General features: G+C 74.0%; 15 protein-coding genes. 7 read left to right on the forward strand and 8 right to left on the reverse strand.

Annotated features, from left to right (window positions below; all coding sequences use genetic code 11):
* Window positions 1–6: 6 nt before the first annotated feature.
* Both FGD68_RS05800 and FGD68_RS05805 read right to left on the reverse strand, forming a co-directional pair.
* Window positions 7–804, reverse strand: a complete 798-nt coding sequence (locus FGD68_RS05800) for a glycosyltransferase (RefSeq protein ID WP_237609893.1) — start codon at window positions 802–804, stop codon at window positions 7–9.
* The gene (locus FGD68_RS05805) at window positions 801–3,431 is read right to left on the reverse strand and encodes a PIG-L family deacetylase (RefSeq protein WP_237609894.1); all 2,631 of its coding nucleotides are present in this window, start codon (window positions 3,429–3,431) and stop codon (window positions 801–803) included. Before FGD68_RS05805 ends, FGD68_RS05800 begins: the two co-directional genes overlap by 4 nt.
* 216 nt (window positions 3,432–3,647) lie before the next feature.
* On the opposite strand from FGD68_RS05805, the gene FGD68_RS05810 reads away from it, so the two are divergent.
* Window positions 3,648–3,866: a hypothetical protein gene (locus tag FGD68_RS05810; protein ID WP_119373674.1), complete on the forward strand. Its 219-nt coding sequence runs from the start codon at window positions 3,648–3,650 to the stop codon at window positions 3,864–3,866.
* A gap of 95 nt (window positions 3,867–3,961) precedes the next feature.
* Here FGD68_RS05810 and FGD68_RS05815 read toward each other — a convergent pair whose 3' ends face one another.
* Together FGD68_RS05815 and purD are read right to left on the reverse strand one after the other, a co-directional pair.
* Window positions 3,962–4,882, reverse strand: coding sequence for a phosphoribosylaminoimidazolesuccinocarboxamide synthase (locus FGD68_RS05815; RefSeq protein WP_119373673.1), 921 nt, complete (start codon window positions 4,880–4,882; stop codon window positions 3,962–3,964).
* Window positions 4,879–6,129 carry a phosphoribosylamine--glycine ligase gene (gene purD, locus FGD68_RS05820; RefSeq protein WP_104236837.1) on the reverse strand — a complete coding sequence of 417 codons (1,251 nt, stop codon included), beginning with the start codon at window positions 6,127–6,129 and terminating at the stop codon, window positions 4,879–4,881. Before purD ends, FGD68_RS05815 begins: the two co-directional genes overlap by 4 nt.
* A 375-nt stretch (window positions 6,130–6,504) precedes the next feature.
* Here purD and FGD68_RS05825 point away from each other — a divergent pair, with 375 nt between their 5' ends.
* Both FGD68_RS05825 and FGD68_RS05830 read left to right on the forward strand, forming a co-directional pair.
* A complete protein-coding gene (locus FGD68_RS05825; protein WP_104236838.1) occupies window positions 6,505–6,885 on the forward strand; it encodes a sterol carrier family protein in 381 nt (126 codons plus the stop codon).
* A 59-nt stretch (window positions 6,886–6,944) separates the two neighbouring features.
* The gene (locus FGD68_RS05830) at window positions 6,945–7,253 is read left to right on the forward strand and encodes a hypothetical protein (RefSeq protein ID WP_119373274.1); all 309 of its coding nucleotides are present in this window, start codon (window positions 6,945–6,947) and stop codon (window positions 7,251–7,253) included.
* Window positions 7,254–7,277: 24 nt separating this feature from the next.
* On the opposite strand, the gene purF is transcribed toward FGD68_RS05830, so the two are convergent.
* On the reverse strand, window positions 7,278–8,738 hold the full coding sequence (gene purF / locus FGD68_RS05835; RefSeq protein ID WP_104236839.1) for an amidophosphoribosyltransferase: 1,461 nt from the start codon (window positions 8,736–8,738) through the stop codon (window positions 7,278–7,280).
* Window positions 8,739–8,827: 89 nt separating this feature from the next.
* On the opposite strand from purF, the gene purM reads away from it, so the two are divergent.
* Window positions 8,828–9,937, forward strand: a complete 1,110-nt coding sequence (purM, locus tag FGD68_RS05840; RefSeq protein WP_119373275.1) for a phosphoribosylformylglycinamidine cyclo-ligase — start codon at window positions 8,828–8,830, stop codon at window positions 9,935–9,937.
* 142 nt (window positions 9,938–10,079) lie between these two features.
* Here the strand turns inward: purM and FGD68_RS05845 are convergent, their stop codons facing one another.
* Window positions 10,080–10,289, reverse strand: a complete 210-nt coding sequence (locus FGD68_RS05845) for a DUF3073 domain-containing protein (RefSeq protein ID WP_012037444.1) — start codon at window positions 10,287–10,289, stop codon at window positions 10,080–10,082.
* A gap of 209 nt (window positions 10,290–10,498) precedes the next feature.
* Here FGD68_RS05845 and FGD68_RS05850 point away from each other — a divergent pair, with 209 nt between their 5' ends.
* Entirely contained in the window at window positions 10,499–11,629 is a 1,131-nt protein-coding gene (locus FGD68_RS05850) for an FAD-dependent oxidoreductase (protein WP_119373276.1), read from the forward strand.
* A gap of 321 nt (window positions 11,630–11,950) precedes the next feature.
* Here FGD68_RS05850 and FGD68_RS05855 read toward each other — a convergent pair whose 3' ends face one another.
* On the reverse strand, window positions 11,951–14,011 hold the full coding sequence (locus tag FGD68_RS05855; protein ID WP_104236842.1) for an APC family permease: 2,061 nt from the start codon (window positions 14,009–14,011) through the stop codon (window positions 11,951–11,953).
* 88 nt (window positions 14,012–14,099) lie between these two features.
* The gene (gene yczE, locus FGD68_RS05860) at window positions 14,100–14,765 is read right to left on the reverse strand and encodes a membrane protein YczE (protein ID WP_237609895.1); all 666 of its coding nucleotides are present in this window, start codon (window positions 14,763–14,765) and stop codon (window positions 14,100–14,102) included.
* A gap of 63 nt (window positions 14,766–14,828) precedes the next feature.
* Between yczE and yczR the strand changes: the two genes are divergently transcribed.
* Together yczR and glgX are read left to right on the forward strand one after the other, a co-directional pair.
* Complete coding sequence (gene yczR, locus FGD68_RS05865; protein WP_237609896.1) at window positions 14,829–16,292, forward strand: MocR-like transcription factor YczR; 1,464 nt, start codon at window positions 14,829–14,831, stop codon at window positions 16,290–16,292.
* A gap of 114 nt (window positions 16,293–16,406) precedes the next feature.
* On the forward strand, window positions 16,407–18,488 hold the full coding sequence (gene glgX / locus FGD68_RS05870; protein WP_119373617.1) for a glycogen debranching protein GlgX: 2,082 nt from the start codon (window positions 16,407–16,409) through the stop codon (window positions 18,486–18,488).
* Window positions 18,489–18,605 lie beyond the last annotated feature (117 nt).

The raw sequence follows: 18,605 nt of genomic DNA on the forward strand, positions 1-18,605 counted from the left end.
GTCCGGTCAGCCCGCCGGCACGCAGGGGCTGTCGCAGCCCGCGGCACGCTGGCGCTCCATCTCCCGCTCGCGCGCCCGCTCCAGCAGCGATACGTGCAGGTAGCCCGCGTACCCGCCGGGGGTGCGCCCCTCGCGGCGGCTCGACGTGAGCACCTCACCGGCCGCCGACGCCGTGATCCGCGCGTCGAGCGCCCGGAGCCTGCCCACCAGGTCGACGTCCTCGTGCTCCGCGACGGCCGGGAAGCCGCCGGCCGCGGCGTAGGCGTCCGCGCGCACGCCGAGGTTCGCGCCGTGCACGTGCCCGTTGGCGTGGCCGGCGACTCGGGTCGCGCGCCAGGCGGCGACCTGATCCGGGCTGAGGTCCTCCAGCTCGGGGCGGACGGTGCCGACGACCACGTCGGCCCCCGCGTCCGCGAGCTCGAGCTGGCTCGTGATCCACGCGGGCGGCACCGCGGAGTCGGCGTCGGTGCACGCGATCCAGTGCTCGGCGTCGTCGCCGTCCCAGCCCGCGCGGGCCGCGTCGACGCCCTGGGCGCGCGCGGCGCCCACGCGCCCGGCGGCGCTCTCGATGACCTCGACGCCCGCGGCGCGCGCCACCTCGGCGGTGCGGTCCCTGCAGTCGTCGGCCACGAGGATCACGCGCACTCGCACCCCGTCCGCCCGTGCGCGGGCCGCGGCGACCTCGACCGACGCGAGGCAGCGGCCGACCAGCGCCTCCTCGTCGCGCGCCGGGATGACGACCGTGACCGCGCGGATCCGCGGGGCCGGCTCGACCCCGGCCGCCGCGGCCGATCCGCTCGTCACCGCAGCCCCGTGCGCACGGCGACCGAGCGCGGATCCGCCGACAGCACCTCGAGCAGGAAGTCGTCCTCCTCGTGCCGCGCCAGCACGTGCAGCCCGGGGACGGCGGCGAGCCGCGCGTGCACCTCGTCGCCCGTGCGCCGGAAGTCGCCCTCCGGGTGCCGCCAGTGGCAGGCGACCAGCGTGCCGGTGGCGCCGAGGGCGCCGGGCAGGGCCGCGAGCACGCGGTCGAACGCGGCGTCGTCGAGGTAGTAGCCGACCTCGCTCATCACGACGAGGTCGAACTGGCCGGCCGGCCAGTCGGCGCCCATGTCGCGCACCTCGAGGCGCACGTGCGGGGCGTCGGCGAGGCGCACGCGCGCCCGCTCGACCGCGGTCGGCGCGACGTCCACGGCCAGCAGCTCGTCCACGCGCTCGGCGAGACCGGCCGTCGTCACGCCGATGGAGCAGCCGATCTCGAGCGCCCGGCGGTACCGCTCGTCGGGCAGCGCCGCCAGGGTGGCGAGGCGCTTGCGGCGCTCGTACCAGCGGGTCGTGACGCGCCACGGATCCTCGGCCCGGGCGTACGCGGCGTCGAAGCGCTCGGCGGCGGAGGGCGTCGCGGTCGCGTCGTCGGACACGATCAGCACCTCGCGGTCGCGGTCGGCGTGCCGGAGGAACCCGGGCTGCAGCACGGCCGCGTCCTCGGGGGCGTCGGACAGCGGATCCACCTGGCTGGCGTGCGCACGGATCGCGGCCCGCTTGGCCTCCCGCACGCGCGCGTCGAGCGGCAGCGCGCGCATCTGGGCCCACGGGACGCGCGGGTCGTCGGGCGTCGCCCAGTGCCACATCCACACCGGGTACTCCACGAGCCGGATCCCGCGCCCGGCGGGCAGCGCGCCCACCAGCTCGGCGACGACCTCGCCCGTGACGCGGTGGTCCCGGTGCCCGTCGCCGCGCCACGGTGCCGCGACCCAGGTGCCCGGCGCGGCGTCGGCGAGGAGCGCGGCGAGGTCGTCGCGCACGGCGTCGCGGCGCTCGCGGATCCCGCCGTCGGGGTGCCCGAGGAGCACGAGCCGGGCGGCGGGCGCGACCTCGTCGAGGGCGGCGCGGGCCTCGTCGCGGCGGAGGGCGACGAGCTCGTCGGGTGTGCGCGTGGGGGATCCGGGGTGCGAGGCGGCGCCGTCCGTCACGATCGCGAGGGTCACCGGCACGCCGCGCGCGGCCGCGGTCGCCATCAGCCCCGCGGCGCCGATCGACTCGTCGTCGGCGTGCGCGGAGACCACGAGAAGCCCGGCCATCCCCGTGAGGTCGGGCGCGTCGAGCGCGTCCCAGCGCGGATCCGCGTCCCAGGCGCCCGCGTCGGTGCCGGGCTCGCGCGCGTCGAACGCGACGCTCATCGCGGGCGTCGCGTCGGTCCCGGTCGCCGGACCGGCTGCCGTGGCCGTGGCGGTGTCCGTCGTCGTCGCCGTCGTCGTCGCCTCCGCGTCCGCATCCGAGGCCCGCCGCCGCGCCACCTCCGCGAGCGCCCCGCCGAGGGACGCGTCGTCGCGCTCCGCGTGGTGCTGCCGCACGTACAGCCCGAGGTCGGCCACGCGCTTGGCGTGATCCGCGTCCTGCGCGAGCGGCGCCGGCCCGAGCGCGTGCGCCGCATGGGTCAGGGTCTCGTCCACCGCGCGGGCGACGACGGCGCGCACCCGCTTCGCGAGCAGCCGCCCCTCCTCGCCCGAAGCGAGCCCGCGGTCGACCAGCCCGGCGGCCTCGGCGAGGGACGCGCGCGCGCCGTCGAGCGCCGCGTCCACGGCCCCCAGGTGCATGAGCAGCAGTCGGTCGGCGCCCTCGCGGGACGCGGCCCGGAGCAGCGTGCGCGCCAGCCCGACCGCGCCGCCGTACCAGCAGGCCGCGACCTGGATCCCGCCCCAGTGGAACCCGGGCCGCTCGAGGTACCAGCCGGGCGCGCCCACGCGTCGCGCCGGCACGTCGCGCATGCGCAGCGGCCCGCTCGGCACCTCCACGAGCCCGCGGGCGACCCACGCGCCGGGCACGACCTCGACCCCGGGCTGTCGGAGGTCCACCGCGAAGAGGCCGCGCGAGCCGTCATCGTCCGCGGCGGTGATGAGGGCGTGCGTCAGCGAGCCGGCGAGCGAGCACCACGGCTTCGTGCCGGACAGGCGCACCGCGTCCGGCCCGTCGGCGTCCGCCACGGCCGTCAGCGGATCCCCGCCGCCCTCGGCCGCGAACACGCCCCAGGTGCGCGCCGCGGCGTCGCCCGCGTGCGTAGCGTCGCCCGTGGCGCCGTCCTCGCCCGCGGCGTCCCGCTCCTGATCGAGGATCGCGAGCGCGTCCAGGTGCGGCTCGACCGTCCGCGCGATGCCGAGGTCGGCCGCGGCGAGCGTCGCGAGCGCCTCCCAGAGATCCGCCGTGCGGCCCGCACCCGGCCGCGCGCCGGCGTCGCCGAGCGCGACCGCGAGCGCCAGAGCCCGCTCAGTCGTCCACGCCGGCCCCGGGGGCGTCTCCGCGAGCGCCGCGCGCACGAGCGCGACGGCGGGTCCCGGCCGGTCATCGCCCGGCGGCACCGCGCCGGATGCGAGGCGGACGCGCGCGGGGACCTCCGCGTCGAGGGGGTGGGCGGGCTGGGGGCCGGATGTCACGGGGTGGGGCGCCGAATCGTCGAGGGATGAGCCGGGCGGGGCCCGGTCGTCCTTCGAACCTACAAGCGTCCGAGTCCGGCTGCCGGCGGGCGGCGCGACACCGCGATCGTGTGGCATCCTGGCCGCCTCGGATCCCCCGGCCACGTGGGTGTGGGACCCTGACGGCAGGGCCGGGGCGCGATCCGCACCGCCCACGCACGACAGAGGGGATCCACCATGGACCAGCACACCGACCCGCGCGCCGACGAGACCTCGAGCGCGGGGCAGGCCGACCAGCCCACGCCCGAGGCGGTCGAGGAGTTCGAGCGCCTCGCCGTCCTGAGGATGGGCGGCCAGGACATCGAGGGGGCCATCGACGAGCTGCCCGACGAGGACGCCCGCGAGGTGGCGGAGGTCGCCATCGATCGCGTCGTCCGCGGATACGAGCACCTGTAGCCGGATCCGCTGTGGTCCTGGCACCGCTGACGCAGCGCGCCGGGACACGGCACGGCCCGCCCCGGGAGCAGGCGGAGCCGGTGGAGCGGGCGCCCCTAGCGCCCGGTCAGCCGCGCGATGAGCTCCCGGTACCGCTCCGCCGTCCGCTCCACGATCTCCTGCGGCAGCACGGGCGGCGTCCCGGTGCGATCCCAGTTCGCCGCCAGCCAGTCGCGCACGATCTGCTTGTCGAAGCTGTCCGTGCGGTTGCCCGTCGCGTACGCCTCCGCGTCCCAGTACCTCGACGAGTCGCTCGTGAGCACCTCGTCCGCGAGCGTGGTGACGCCCGTGCGCGGGTCGATGCCGAACTCGAACTTGGTGTCCGCGAGGATCACGCCGCGCTCCTCCGCGATGGCCGACGCGCGGCGGTACACGTCGAGCGACAGGTCGCGGAGACGCGCCGCCTCCTCGTGCCCCACGAGCTCCTCGGTGCGCGCGAACGTGATGTTCTCGTCGTGCTCGCCCTGCGGCGCCTTCCACGCGGGCGTGTAGATCGGTTCGGGGAGGCGATCGCCCTGCGCGAGGCCGGCCGGCAGCGGGATCCCGCACACCGTGCCGTGCTGCCGGTACTCCTCCCAGCCGGATCCCGCGAGGTAGCCGCGCACGACGCACTCGATGGGCAGCATCTCGAGCACGCGGCAGAGCATGGCGCGCCCGTGCACCTGCTCCGGGATGCCGATGCGGTCGAGGGTGGCGCCATCGACGAGGTGGTTCGGGACGTCGAGCCGGTCGAACCACCACAGGCTGAGCTGGGTGAGCAGCTCGCCCTTGCCGGGGATCCCGGGCTCGAGAGCGAAGTCGTAGGCGCTCACGCGGTCGGTCGCGACGACCAGCACGTGGGGCTCGCCTTCGAGCGAGCGGTCCTCCGTGTCGTCGATCGCGGGGCTGAACAGCTCGCGGACCTTGCCCGAGTACGCGTGCTCCCAGCCCGGGAGGTCCCAGTCGGCGGCGTGGCCGGCGGGCGTCCCGGCGCTCATCGGATGACCTGCGCGGCGATGTCCGTGCGGTGCTGCGACCCGTCGAGCGACAACCTGCCGACGGCCTCGTAGACGCGCGATCGCGCCTCCACGAACGACGCGCCGGTCGCGACCACGCTGAGCACGCGCCCGCCCGTGGCGACGAGCCCCGCCTCCGACTCCGCGGTGGCGGCGTGCGCGATGCTCACGCCCTCGACGCGCTCCGCCTCCTCCACGCCCTCGATGACGCGCCCCGTCCGGGGCGCCTCCGGGTAGCCCTCGCTCGCGATCACCACGGTGACCGCGACGTCGTCGGAGAACTCCGGCCGCGCGACCCCGCCGAGCTCGCCCGACGCGGCCGCGAGCAGCAGCTGCGAGAGCGGCGTGACGAGGCGGGGCAGCACGACCTGCGTCTCCGGGTCCCCGAAGCGCGCGTTGAACTCGATGACCCGGATCCCGTCCGCGGTGAGGATGAGCCCGCAGTAGAGCAGCCCGATGAACGGCGTCTGCTCCTCCGCGAGCTTCCGCACGGTGGGCAGCGCGATGGTGTCGATGACCTCGTCGACGAAGCCCGCAGGCAGCCACGGCAGCGGCGAGTACGCGCCCATGCCGCCCGTGTTCGGTCCGGCGTCGCCGTCGCCCAGGCGCTTGTAGTCCTGCGCGGGGGAGAGGGGGACCACGTCGTGCCCGTCGGAGAGGAGGAAGAGCGACACCTCCTGCCCGGCGAGGAACTCCTCCACGAGCACCGTGCCCTGGCCGAGGTAGTGGCGGGCGTGCTCGAGGGCGAGCGTGCGGTCGGCGGTGACCAGCACGCCCTTGCCGGCGGCGAGGCCGTCGGCCTTGATGACGTAGGGGGCGCCGTACTCGTCGAGCGCGGCCTCGACCTCGTCGACGGTGCCGGCCTGGGCGGCGCGGCCCGTGGGCACGCCCGCCTCCTCCATGATGCGCTTGGCGAAGGTCTTCGAGCCCTCGAGCGCGGCGGCGGCGCGGCCCGGCCCGAAGACCGGGATGCCTCGCGTGCGGAGCGCGTCCGCGACCCCGGCGACGAGAGGCGCCTCCGGCCCCACGACGACCAGCTCGAAGCCCTCCGCGAGCGCGTGCTCGGCCACGACGACCGGGTCGTCGATGTCCATCTTCACCACGGGCACGGCGCGCGCTATCCCCGCGTTGCCGGGCGCCGCGACGATCTCGTGGCCCGCATCCTCCCGGAGCAGGGCCGTGACGATGGCGTGCTCGCGCGCACCGGAACCGAGTACCAGGATCTTCACGCCCCCACCCTATCGACGCCGACCCCGCCGCCCCGGGCCCCTGGGGGCGCCGGCGGGCGCGCCGCAGCCGCGCGACGGGAGAGGGGCGGAGGGCGGGAGGCCGACCCGCCGCGGGTACGGCACGGGTCGGCTCCCTGCCCTCTCCGGCGTTCTTCGGGTCCGCCGGCGGGCGCATCGTCCCTGTCCTCCCGTGGCCGGGGAGGCCAGGGGAGGGAGGACGTCCTGCCGTGCCGAGCGGGTCGTGTCACCGCCGGGCACTTCCATACACGGTAATGGATGTCCCCCAAAGTGCGGACACGCGGCGACGCCCCATTACGAGGGGCACGGCGATGCCGGCCGGGCTGCCCGACCTCACCGCTCTGGCATCCTGGGAAGATGGCCAAGGCGCGCATCCATCCCACCGTCGGACAGCCCGCCGTGCGGGCCGCGCTCGCCCAGGGCGCCGACGCCGATCGGGAGACGCGGGCCACCGCGGTCCGCTTCCTGCTGCAGTCGCTTGCGGATCTCGCACCCGGCGGCACCGTCGAGGTGCGCGTCCCGCCGTTCGGCGCCGTCCAGTGCATCGAGGGCCCGGGCCACACGCGCGGCACGCCCCCGAACGTCATCGAGACCGATCCCGCCACGTGGATCGCGCTCGCCACGGGCGGCTCGACCTGGGACGCGGGCGTCGAGGCGGGCGCCGTGCGCGCGTCCGGGCTCCGCGCCGACCTCCGGGGCCTCCTCCCCGTGCCGTGGGAGCTCCCGGCCGATCGCTGAGCGCCCGCCGGCGCGTCCGCGGTTCGTCGGGCGTCGGCGGCGCGGGGGATGATGGACGCATGACCGACGCCCGACCCCAGCCCGACGACGAGCGCCGCACCGAGGTCCTCGTGCGGCGGTCCCCCCGCTACTTCCGCTTCATGGGCGTCGGCGCGGTGCTCGGGATCATCGTGGCGATGGTCCTCACGCTCACGTTCCCGCCGAACCCGGAGTTCTCCGAGGCCCAGGTGCTCGCGTTCCTGGCGCTGTTCGCGGTCGTCCTCTTCGGCGGGTTGGCCGCGCTCCTCGCGCTGGCGCTCGACCGCGCGGCCTCGCGCCGATCCCACGTCCTCACGGCCGAGCGCGAGCGGGGCGAGCCGGGCGCCTGATCCGGCACCCGGCGATCGCGCGGATCAGCTGAGCTGCGTGCGCTCCAGCCAGGACAGGTACTCCGGCGTCACGTTGCCGGTGATGTACTCGCCCGTGAAGCAGCTCATCTCGAGGTCCTCCACGCCGGTGGATCCCTCGAGGATCGCGTCGCGCATGTCCGCGACCTCCTGGTAGATGAGGTGGTCGGCGCCGAGTTCCTGCGCGATCTCCGGGATCTTCCGCCCGTGGGCGATGAGCTCCTGCCGCGACGGCATGTTGATCCCGTACACGTGCGGGTAGCGCACCGGCGGCGCGGCCGACGTGAACGTCACCTTGTTGGCGCCGGCCTGGCGCGCCATGGTCACGATCTCGCGGCTCGTCGTGCCGCGGACGATGGAGTCGTCGACGATGAGGATGTTCTTGCCCTTGAACTCCGAGCTCATCGCGTTGAGCTTCTGCCGCACCGACTTCTTGCGCTGCGCCTGCCCCGGCATGATGAAGGTCCGGCCGACGTAGCGGTTCTTGTAGAAGCCCTCGCGGTACTCGATGCCGAGCGTCTGCGCGACCTGCATGGCCGACGGCCGGGCCGAGTCGGGGATGGGCATGACCACGTCGATGTCGCCCGCCGGGCTGTGCTCCGCGATGGTCGCCGCCAGCCGGTTGCCCATGCGCAGGCGCGAGTCGTAGACGCCGATGCCGGACATGACCGAGTCGGGCCGCGCGAGGTACACGAACTCGAAGGCGCAAGGGATGAGGCGCGGCGCCGGGTGGCACTGGCGCGCGTGCATCTCGCCGTCCATGGTGATGAACACGGCCTCGCCGGGCCGGACGTCGCGCACGATCTCGTAGCCGAGCGACTCCATCACGAGCGACTCGCTCGCCACGACCCACTCCATGCGGCCGCCCTCGAGCTCGCGGCGGCCGAGCGTGAGCGGGCGGATCCCGAACGGGTCGCGGAACGCGAGCATGCCGTGCCCGGCGATCATCGCGATGGACGCGTACGAGCCCTGGACGCGCTCGTGCACGCGCTCGACGGCCGTGAAGACCTGGTCGGGATCCAGCGCCAGGCCGGACACCTGCGACTGCAGCTCGTGCGCGAGGACGTTGACGAGCAGCTCGGTGTCGGAGCTCGTGTTGGTGTGGCGGCGATCCACGTGGAAGAGCTCCTGCGCCAGCTCCCGCGTGTTGGTGAGGTTGCCGTTGTGCACCAGCACGATGCCGTAGGGCGCGTTCACGTAGAACGGCTGCGCCTCGTCCTCGTCGGCTGCGCTGCCGCGGGTCGCGTAGCGCACGTGGCCGAGGCCCATCGTGCCGAGGAGCGACCGCATGTCGCGCGTGCGGAAGGCCTCGCGGACCTGTCCGCTGAGCTTCTTCACGTGGAAGGTGTTGCCCTCCGCCGTGGCGATGCCGGTGGAGTCCTGACCGCGGTGCTGCAGGAGCAGGAGGCTGTCGTAGACGAGTTGGTTGACGGGTTCGGACGATACGACGCCGACGATGCCGCACATGCTTCGGCTGACTCCTGAAGAGTAGAAGAGGTGGGGGAGCGGCCAGTCTCCCACACGGGAGCGACGCGCCCGGCCGCTACCCTGTACGCGTGACCACCAAGAGCTCGTATGCAGAGGCCGGCGTCGACACGGAGGCCGGCGATCTCGCGGTCCAGCTGATGAAGGAGGCCGTGTCCCGCACGCACGGCCCCGAGGTCATCGGCGGGTTCGGCGGATTCGCGGGGCTGTTCGACGTGAGCGCCCTCACCCGCTTCCGCCACCCGCTCCTCGCGACCTCCACGGACGGCGTCGGCACCAAGGTCGCCATCGCGCAGGCCATCGACAAGCACGACACCATCGGCCAGGACCTCGTGGGCATGGTCGTCGACGACATCGTCGTGGTCGGCGCGCGCCCCCTCTTCATGACCGACTACATCGCGTGCGGCAAGGTCGTGCCCGCGCGCATCGCCGACATCGTCGCTGGCATCGCCCGCGCCTGCTCCGACACCGGCACCGCCCTCGTCGGCGGCGAGACGGCCGAGCACCCGGGGCTCCTCGGGCCGGACGACTACGACGTCGCGGGCGCCGCGGTCGGCGCGGTCGAGGCCGACTCCGTGCTCGGATCCGAGCGGGTGCGCGACGGCGACGTGGTGCTGGCGCTCGCGTCCAGCGGCCTGCACAGCAACGGCTTCTCGCTCGTCCGCCACATCCTCAGCGTCGCAGGCATCGGGTTCGGCGACACGTCGGCCGAGCTCGGCGGCCTGGTCGGCGAGGTCCTCCTCGAGCCGACGCGCCTCTACACGACGCCGCTGCTCGACGTCCTCGCGCAGCCGGAGCTCGGCCCTGCCGTGCACTCCATCAGCCACGTCACCGGCGGCGGCATCGCGGCGAACCTCGCGCGCGTCCTGCCCCGAGGGTCCTTCAGCGAGCTCGAGCGCTCCACCTGGTCGCCGCCCGCGGTCTTCCGTGCGCTCGCCGGCATCGCGGGCTCGACGCTCGAGAGCGCGGAGGGCACCTGGAACCTCGGCATCGGGATGATCGCGGTGGTCGACGCCGCGGCTGCGGACGGCATCGCGCGCGCGCTCACCGCCGCGGGCATCCCGACGTGGGAGGCCGGCCGCGTGACGATCGGCGACGCCCCCGCGGGCGCCGGATTCGAGCAGGGCGCCAAGGGCGTCGACGGCGGGGCCGTGCGCCTCACCGGCCGCTACCGCGACTGATCCGCGTCACGTCCGGCGCATCAGCCCGCGACCCGGCGCTCGGCGCCGGGCGCCGGTGCGCGCATGACACGCGGGCGCACATGAGGAGACCCGCCTCACGAGGAGGCGGGTCCATGCTCATCCGACCGGGGCCGGCGACGGATCAGGCGCGCTTCTGCTCGTCGCCCGGGACGTAGGCGTCCGGCTCGTCCGCGTACTCGTCCCACTTGGCGGCCTCGGCCGCGTACTGCTCGTCGACCGCCCCGTGGGTGGTCAGCTCGCGCTCCAGCTGCGTGTAGTCCACATTGGGACTGAACGACTTCAGCTCTCGCGCGATCTTGGTGTGCTTAGCTTTTTGACGGCCGCGCCCCATGCGAGACCCCCTCACGACTCAGGCCCCGACGGGCGGTGACAACGCTGGAATCAGCGGACAGGGATTGGAGAAAACCTAGGGGCTACCCTAACATGTGGCCCTTGTCGTCCCGGGCGTGTCCTCCCCGTCCGAGGAGCGTGCACGGGCATCGTACGACCTCGATCCGTGCTGGCCATGCGCCGGGGAGCGGCCGCTAGCCTGGTCGTCCCATGACCTCCCAGCCGGCAGAGACCCAGGTCGTGGTCATCGGTGCCGGACAGGCCGGACTCTCCGTCGCGTACCACCTGCAGCGGCTCGGCCTCCGCATGGGCGAGGACGCCGTCGTGCTCGACCGCGGGCCCACGACCGGCGGCGCCTGGCAGCACCGGTGGGCGGCCCTCCGCCTGGGATCCGCGCACCGCGTGGCCGACCTCCCCGGCATGTCCGAGCTCGGCATCTCGTTCGCGACGGCCGATCGGCGCCTGCCCGCGCGCGACGTCGTGCGCGACCACTACGCACGCTACGAGCGGCACTTCGACCTTCGGGTCGAACGCCCGGTGGAGGTGCGGGCTGTGCTCGACGCGGACGTGCCGCCTCCCGTCGCGTCGCGCCGCCGCGCCGCCCACCCCTCCGACTCCGCCCGCCCGCTCCTCGTGCGCGCCACGGACGGCGACCGAGTCGCGCGGTTCGTCGTCAACGCCACGGGCACGTGGGGCGCGCCGTTCATCCCCTCGTATCCGGGGCTCGCGACGTTCCGCGGGCGGCAGCTGCACACGTCCGGCTACCGGGCGGCCGCCGACCTGCGGGGGCTCCGCGTGCTCGTCGTGGGCGGCGGCACGTCCGCCATCGGCTTCCTCCTCGAGCTGGAGGGGGTGGCCGCGCGCACCATGTGGTCGACCCGGCGTCCCGTCGACTTCCTCGAGGCGGGCGAGCTCGACGTCGAGGCCGCGGTGCGCGCGGTGGACCTCCAGGACCGGGCCGCGCGCGCCGGGGAGGCCCTGCCGAGCATCGTCAGCGGCACGGGGGTGCCGCGCACGCGGCGCATCGCCGCGGGGATCCGTCGCGGGCTGCTCGACAGCCGTGGGCCCATCGCGCGCTTCGAGGAGTACGCCGTCGTCTGGGCGGACGGCGAGCGGGACCAGGTCGACGCCGTGATCTGGGCGACCGGCTTCCGGCCCGAGATCCGGCACCTGGCGCCGCTCGGCCTCCGGGAGAAGGAGGGCGGCGTGCGCGTCGAGTCCGGGGTGTCCGCACGGGATCCGCGGGTGTTCCTCGTCGGCTACGGACCGCAGGCGTCCACCATCGGCGCGAACCGCGCGGGTCGTCGCGTGGCCAGGCAGGTCCTCGCGGCCCTCGGCTGAGCCGCGGCGTCGCCGCGCGGAGGGCATCCGCCGAGGAGGGGTCGTGGGGGCCGGCGCCGTCCGCGGGAACTCGCGGCGGGGCCCCCACGTCGGTCCGGATCTCACGGGTCGGTCCGGACGTGTTCCGACCGGCACCGGGTGCGCCGACGCTGGGGCACCCCGCCATCCGGTCGACCTGCACGAGCTCTCGGGGGAAGACCTCGTGCATCGACGAGCCTACAGTCGTGTCCTCCTTTTCGAGGACACGGGACGCGGGACGAGGCCGCGCGCATCGGACGTCGCGTGGCGCGGGTCCGGGGTCACGCGGACGTGCGGCCGGACCTACGGCGTCCGGCGTCCGCTGGTGTGCTTGACGGGCGTGGTCGGCGGCGGGCCGGACCGGCGGACGGCGGGGCGCACGGGCTCGCCGCGGCGATCCTGCCCGGGCACCGGCCGGGACCGACGGCCGTAGATGAGCTCCGACGAGTCGAGCAGCCACGGCACGAGCGCCAGCGTGACGCCGTGCACGAGGAGCAGCTTCTGGCGGATCCGCCTGGCCTTGTGGTTGTGCAGCAGCGTCTCCCACCAGTGGCCGACGATGTAGACGGGCGTGTAGACCGTGATGATCTCGCTGCCGTGCTCCGCGCGACGGGACTTCAGGTACTTGATGAGCGGGAAGCTGATGTCGCGGTAGGGCGAGGCGACGATGCGCAGCGGCATCTCGATCTCCATCTCGACCCACTGCCGCTCGAGGAGCTTGGTCGCCTCGTCGTCGACGGAGACGTGCACGGCCTCGATGCTGTCGTGGTTCGCGGCGATGGCGTAGTCGAGGGCCTTGAGGACCGGCTTCTGCATCCGGCCGACGAGCACGACGGCGTGGTCGCCCGTGGAGCCGAAGACGGTGACGGGGTCGACCTCGATCTCCCTCTCGACGTCGCGGTAGTAGCGGTTGACGCCGAGCATGAGGAGGAACAGCACCGGCATGATCGCGAAGACGAGCCAGGCGCCGTGCGTGAACTTGGTGATGGTGACGACGATGAGGACGAGCGCGGTGAGCAGCGCGCCGAACGCGTTGATGGCGAGCCCGCGGATCACCTCGCCGCGGTTCGCGCAGCCCTCGCGGAGCATGCGGGTCCAGTGCACGACCATGCCCGTCTGCCCGAGCGTGAACGAGACGAAGACGCCGATGATGTAGAGCTGGATGAGCTGCGTGAGGTTGGCCTGGTACACGACGAGGATGAGCGTCGCGCCGAGCGCCAGGAGCAGCATGCCGTTGCTGTAGACGAGGCGGTCGCCGCGCGTCAGCAGCGACTTGGGCGCGTACGCGTCCTTCGCGAGCACGGAGCCGAGGAGCGGGAAGCCGTTGAACGCGGTGTTGGCCGCGAGGAGGAGCACAGCCGCGGTGGTCGCCTGCAGCAGGTAGAACATCACGCTGCCGTTGCCGAAGGTGGCGCCCGCGACCTGGGCCATGAGGCTCTTCTGCGGCTCCGTGGCGCAGCCGGCCCAGCCGATGAGGTCGCACGGCTTCTCGCCGTAGTGGACCTGGGCGATGAGGGCGAGGGTCGTGAGGCCCACGAACAGCACGATGGCGGTGCCGCCCATGATCACCAGGGTGGCCTGCGCGTTCTTGACCTTGGGCGTGCGGAACGCCGGCACGCCGTTCGAGATGGCCTCGACGCCGGTGAGCGCGGAGCAGCCGCTCGAGAACGCGCGCAGCAGCAGGAGGATGAAGGCGACCTGCGACAGGCTCGGCGTCTCGACCGTGTAGGCGGCGGACTCGGCGACGGGCGGGTCGCCGAGGGCCGTGCGGACGAGGCCGACGACGATCATGAGGCCGACGCTCGCGATGAAGAGGTACGTGGGCACCGCGAAGGCCTTGCTCGACTCGCGCACGCCGCGGAGGTTCACGGCCGCGAGGAGCGCCACGAAGAAGACCGCGATCTCGACGCGGAACGGGGCGATCTCCGGGATCGCGCTGATGATGTTGTCGACGCCCGAGGCCACCGACACCGCCACCGTGAGGATGTAGTCGACGAGGAGCGCGGACGCGACGACGAGGCCGGCCTTCTCGCCGAGGTTCTTGTGCGCCACCTCGTAGTCGCCGCCGCCCGACGGGTACGCCTTGATGAGCTGGCGGTAGCTGAGCACCACGACGACCAGGAGGATCACGACGCAGGCCGCGACCCAGGGCGCGAAGCTCAGGAACGCGAGGCCACCGAGGGTGAGGATGAGCAGCAGCTCCTGCGGCGCGTAGGCGACCGAGCTGAGCGGGTCGCTCGCGAAGATGGGGAGCGCGAGGTGCTTGGGGAGCAGCTGGCCCTCGAGCTTGTCGCTGGCGAGCTTCTCGCCGATGAGCAGCCGTTTGGCGGGACTGCTCTCGGGAGCCTGGGGGTCCGGTGTCACGAGCGGCCACGATACATGGCGACGCGCCCGGGACGCGACGGCGCTGGGTGTGGCCCGTGACCCCGCTGGATCCCCGTCGCCCCGCGGACTACCCGACCGTCGCGACCGGGCCGGTGGGGACGGCGCCGGCGGGGTCGTCCGGGGTGGCGCCGCGCGCGCGGCGGCGGGGTGCGCGGGCGGGCACGGGGAGGTCGAAGAGGGGAAGGGTGCGCTGGACGACGGGGCCGATCAGCAGCGCGAACGCGAGCGTCCCGACCCCCACGTTCCCGCCGAGCGCCCAGCCGATCGCGAGCACGACCAGCTCGATGCCGACGCGCACGCGCCACACCGGCCAGCCCGTGCGGCGGTGGATCCCGGTCATGAGGCCGTCGCGCGGGCCGGGGCCGAAGTGCGCGCCGATGTAGAGGCCCGTCGCGACGCCGAGGAGCACCAGGCCGGTGGCGAAGAGCGGGATGCGGATCCAGAGGCTGTCGACGGCCGGCACCACGGCGAGCGCGACCTGCGCGCTGTAGCCGACGAAGACGACGTTGAGGACGGTGCCCCAGCCGGGACGCTGGCGGATGGGGATCCAGAGCAGCAGCACGAGCGCGCCGATGATGTTGGTGGCGACGCCGAACGGGATGCCGGTCCTCAGCCCGAGGCCCTGGCTGAGCACGTCCCAGGGGGAGACGCCGATGGTGGCCTGGAGCATCATGCCGATGGCGAAGCCGTAGAGGAAGATGCCGATGGCGAACTGGACTGAGCGACGGAGCATGGGGGAGATCCAATCGCGCCCGGGGGTTGCGGGACAAGATGCCAATCGACAGGCTGTGGCCTCATGACCCTCGCTGCATCCGCTCCCTCCGCCGTGCTCGGCCCGACCGCCCTCACGGCGCTGCTGGGGGAGTGGGCGCGACCCGGGAGCCCGGCGTACCAGGCGCTCGCGGACGGGATCCGGCACCTCGTGCTCGATGGGCGCGTGCCCGTGGGGGCCCGGCTGCCGGCGGAACGCGAGCTCGCCGCCGCTCTCGGGCTCAGCCGCACCACCGTCGCGGCGGCGTACGCGGCGCTGCGCGGGACCGGCCACCTGGCGAGCCGCCGCGGCTCGGGCAGCGTGACGCGGATCCCCAGGAGCCCCCTCCGCGCGGAGGGCGGCGGCCGCGAGGTCGCGGACATGAGCCGCGCGGCGGTCCCCGCGGCGCCCGCGCTCTCCGACGCCGCGATGCGCGCCGCCGCCCGGCTGCCCGCGCACCTCGAGGGGCACGGCTACGACGTCGACGGGCTGCCGGAGCTCCGCGAGGCCATCGCCGCCCGCTACCGCGCGCGCGGCCTCCCGACCGAGGCCGACGACGTCATGGTGACCGTCGGCGCGCAGCACGCGATCGGCCTCCTCGCCGCCGTGCTCGTGCACCGCGGCGACCGCGCGCTCGTCGAGCAGCCGAGCTACCCCCACGCGATCCAGGCGCTGCGCGACTCCGGCGCGCGGCTCGTCGGGGCGGGCGTCGGCGCCGACGGCTGGGACGAGGACGTGCTCGAGCAGACGATCCGCCGCACCCGGCCCGCGCTGGCCTACCTCATGCCCGACTTCCACAACCCGACGGGACGCACGATGCCCGAGGACCAGCGCGCGCGGATCGTGGCGCTCGCCGAGGCGCACGGAGTCACCGTGATCGCCGACGAGACCACGGCCGAGCTCGACATCGACCGGGCGACCGTGCATCCGCCGCTCGCCGTGCACGGGTCGCCGGGCGCGGTCGTGCTCGTCGGGTCGGTGGGCAAGACGGTGTGGGGTGGGCTGCGGGTCGGGTGGATCCGCGCCGGCCGGCCGCTCCTGCGCGACCTCGCCCGGGCGCGCTCGGCTCGCGACCTCGGCACGCCCGTTCTCGAGCAGCTGGTGGTGGCCGAGGTGCTGGGCGGCATGGACGGGATCCTCGCCGAGCGCGGCGCGCGCCTGCGCGAGACGCGCGACCACGTCGAGGCCGAGCTCGCGCGGCGCTTCCCCGGCTGGGAGGTCCCGCACGTCGACGGCGGGCTCGCGGTGTGGGTCGGGATCGGCGCTCCCGTGAGCACGGAGCTCGCGCTGGCCGCCCGGTCGCGGGGGCTCGCGATCACGGGCGGGAGCCGGTTCGGGCACGACGGCGCGTTCGAGCGGTTCCTGCGGATCCCCATCACGGCGACGCCGGCCGCCACCGACCGGGCGCTCGACATCCTCGAGGACGCCTGGCGCGGCATCGCGCCCGACGCCGGCCGGATCGACGCCGGCCGGGAGCACGACGTCGTGGACCGGTCGGTCCTGGTCTAGGGCGGGCGCGCGCTGGGGGCGCCCGGTGTCCGCGGGGCGCCGGACACCGGACGGCCGCCTGGGGATTGCCCTTAGTGCACGAAGGAGTTGGGCGGGCGCGAGCATACTGAACCGGTGACCATCGACCTGCCTCCCGTCAGCCGTTCCTACATCAGCCGCCCCTACCCGCTCGGCGCGACCGTCGTCGCCCGCGATGGAGGGCTGCCCAGCGGCCTCAACGTCGCCGTGTACTCCGAGACCGCCGAGGCGGTGGAGGTGTGCGTCTTCGACCATGACGGCACCGAGTCCCGCACCCGCCTCTCCGAGCGCACCGGCCACGTGTTCCACGGCCTCGTCGAGGGCGCGGGCATCGGCACCCGCTACGGCCTCCGCGTCCACGGCGAGTGGGACCCCGCCCGCGGCCTCCGCCACAACCCCGCCAAGCTCCTGCTCGACCCCTACGCCATCGCGATCGAGGGCCACCCCACCTGGGGCGAGGAGGTCTTCGCGCACACCTTCGCGGATCCCTCCGCCATCAACGACATCGACTCCGCCGCCTCGATGCCCCGCTCCGTCGTGGCCGACCGCCGCTTCGACTGGGAGGACGACGAGGCCCCGCGCACCCCGCTCGACGAGACTGTCGTCTACGAGGTCCACGTGAAGGGCTTCACGCAGCAGCTCGAGTCGGTGCCCGAGGAGATCCGCGGCACCTACGCCGGCCTCGCGCACCCCAGCGCCATCGAGTACCTCACCGACCTCGGCGTCACGAGCGTCGAGCTGCTGCCCGTGCACCACTTCATGCAGGACTCGCACCTCGAGGAGAAGGGCCTCCGCAACTACTGGGGCTACAACTCCATCGGCTTCCTCGCGCCGAACTCCGACTACAGCTCCGCGGGCGACGGCGGCCAGCAGGTCGCCGAGTTCAAGGAGATGGTGAAGGCGCTGCACGCCGCCGGCCTCGAGGTCATCCTCGACGTGGTCTACAACCACACGGCCGAGGGCAACCACATGGGTCCGTCGCTGTCGCTCAAGGGCATCGACAACGCGTCCTACTACCGGCTCGTGGAGGGCGACGAGGCGTCGTACTTCGACACCACCGGCACCGGCAACAGCCTCAACGTCGGCCACCCGGCCGCGCTCGCGCTGATCATGGACTCGCTCCGCTACTGGGTCGAGGAGATGCACGTCGACGGCTTCCGCTTCGACCTCGCCACGACGCTCACGCGCCAGGACGGCGACGCGGAGCTGCACAGCGCGTTCCTCACCCTCGTCCACCAGGACCCGGTGCTCGCGCCCGTGAAGATGATCGCCGAGCCGTGGGACACCGCCGGCTACCAGGTCGGCGGCTTCCCCGCCGACTGGTCCGAGTGGAACGGCAAGTTCCGCGACGACGTGCGCGACTTCTGGCACAGCGGGCAGAACGTGCTCGGCGCGCTGGCCCAGCGGATCACCGGCAGCCCGGACGTGTACGAGTCCGGCCGCCGCTCCCCGCTGTGCAGCGTGAACTTCATCACGGCGCACGACGGCTTCACGCTCGCGGACCTCACCTCGTACGACGAGAAGCACAACGAGGCCAACGGCGAGGACAACAACGACGGCGAGAGCGACAACCGCTCCTCGAACGCCGGCGTCGAGGGGCCGACGGACGACCCCGAGATCAACGCGATCCGCGACCGCCAGCGCCGCAACATGCTCGGCACGCTGCTGCTGTCGTCGGGCGTCCCCATGGTGCTCGGCGGCGACGAGATCGCGCGCACGCAGGGCGGCAACAACAACGCGTACTGCCAGGACGACGAGATCTCGTGGTTCGACTGGGCGAACGCGGACCGCGAGCTGCAGGAGTTCACGCGCAAGCTGATCCGCCTGCGCCGCGGCAACCGGGCGCTGCGTCCCATCTGGTTCCGCGGCGACGACGTCGAGGGCCAGGAGGAGGCCGTGCGCTTCATCCGGGCCGACGGCGCCACGCTGAACCCGGAGGACTGGACGGACCCGAACGCCTTCAGCATCGGCGTCATCATGAAGGGAAAGGACAGCGACGCGTTCTTCGTCGCGTTCAACGCGGCCGAGGGTCCGGTCGAGTTCCAGCTGCCCGAGGGTCTCGGCGTCTCATGGCACCTGGCGATCTCGTCGGACTCCGAGCAGAACGTGACGGAGGACGCGACGAGCATCCTCACGCGCGATCGCTCCTTCACGGTGCTGCGGGCCGCGCGCTCCTAGCCGCACCCGCACGACCGGCCGACGCGCCCCCGGGAGACCGGGGGCGCGTCGCCGCGTCCGGGGTCGGCGCCGGGCGGGCGTACCGTGGGGACGCCCCGTCTCCGCACCCGGGGAGAT

Source organism: Clavibacter californiensis, assembly GCF_021952865.1.
GTDB classification, from domain to species: domain Bacteria; phylum Actinomycetota; class Actinomycetes; order Actinomycetales; family Microbacteriaceae; genus Clavibacter; species Clavibacter californiensis.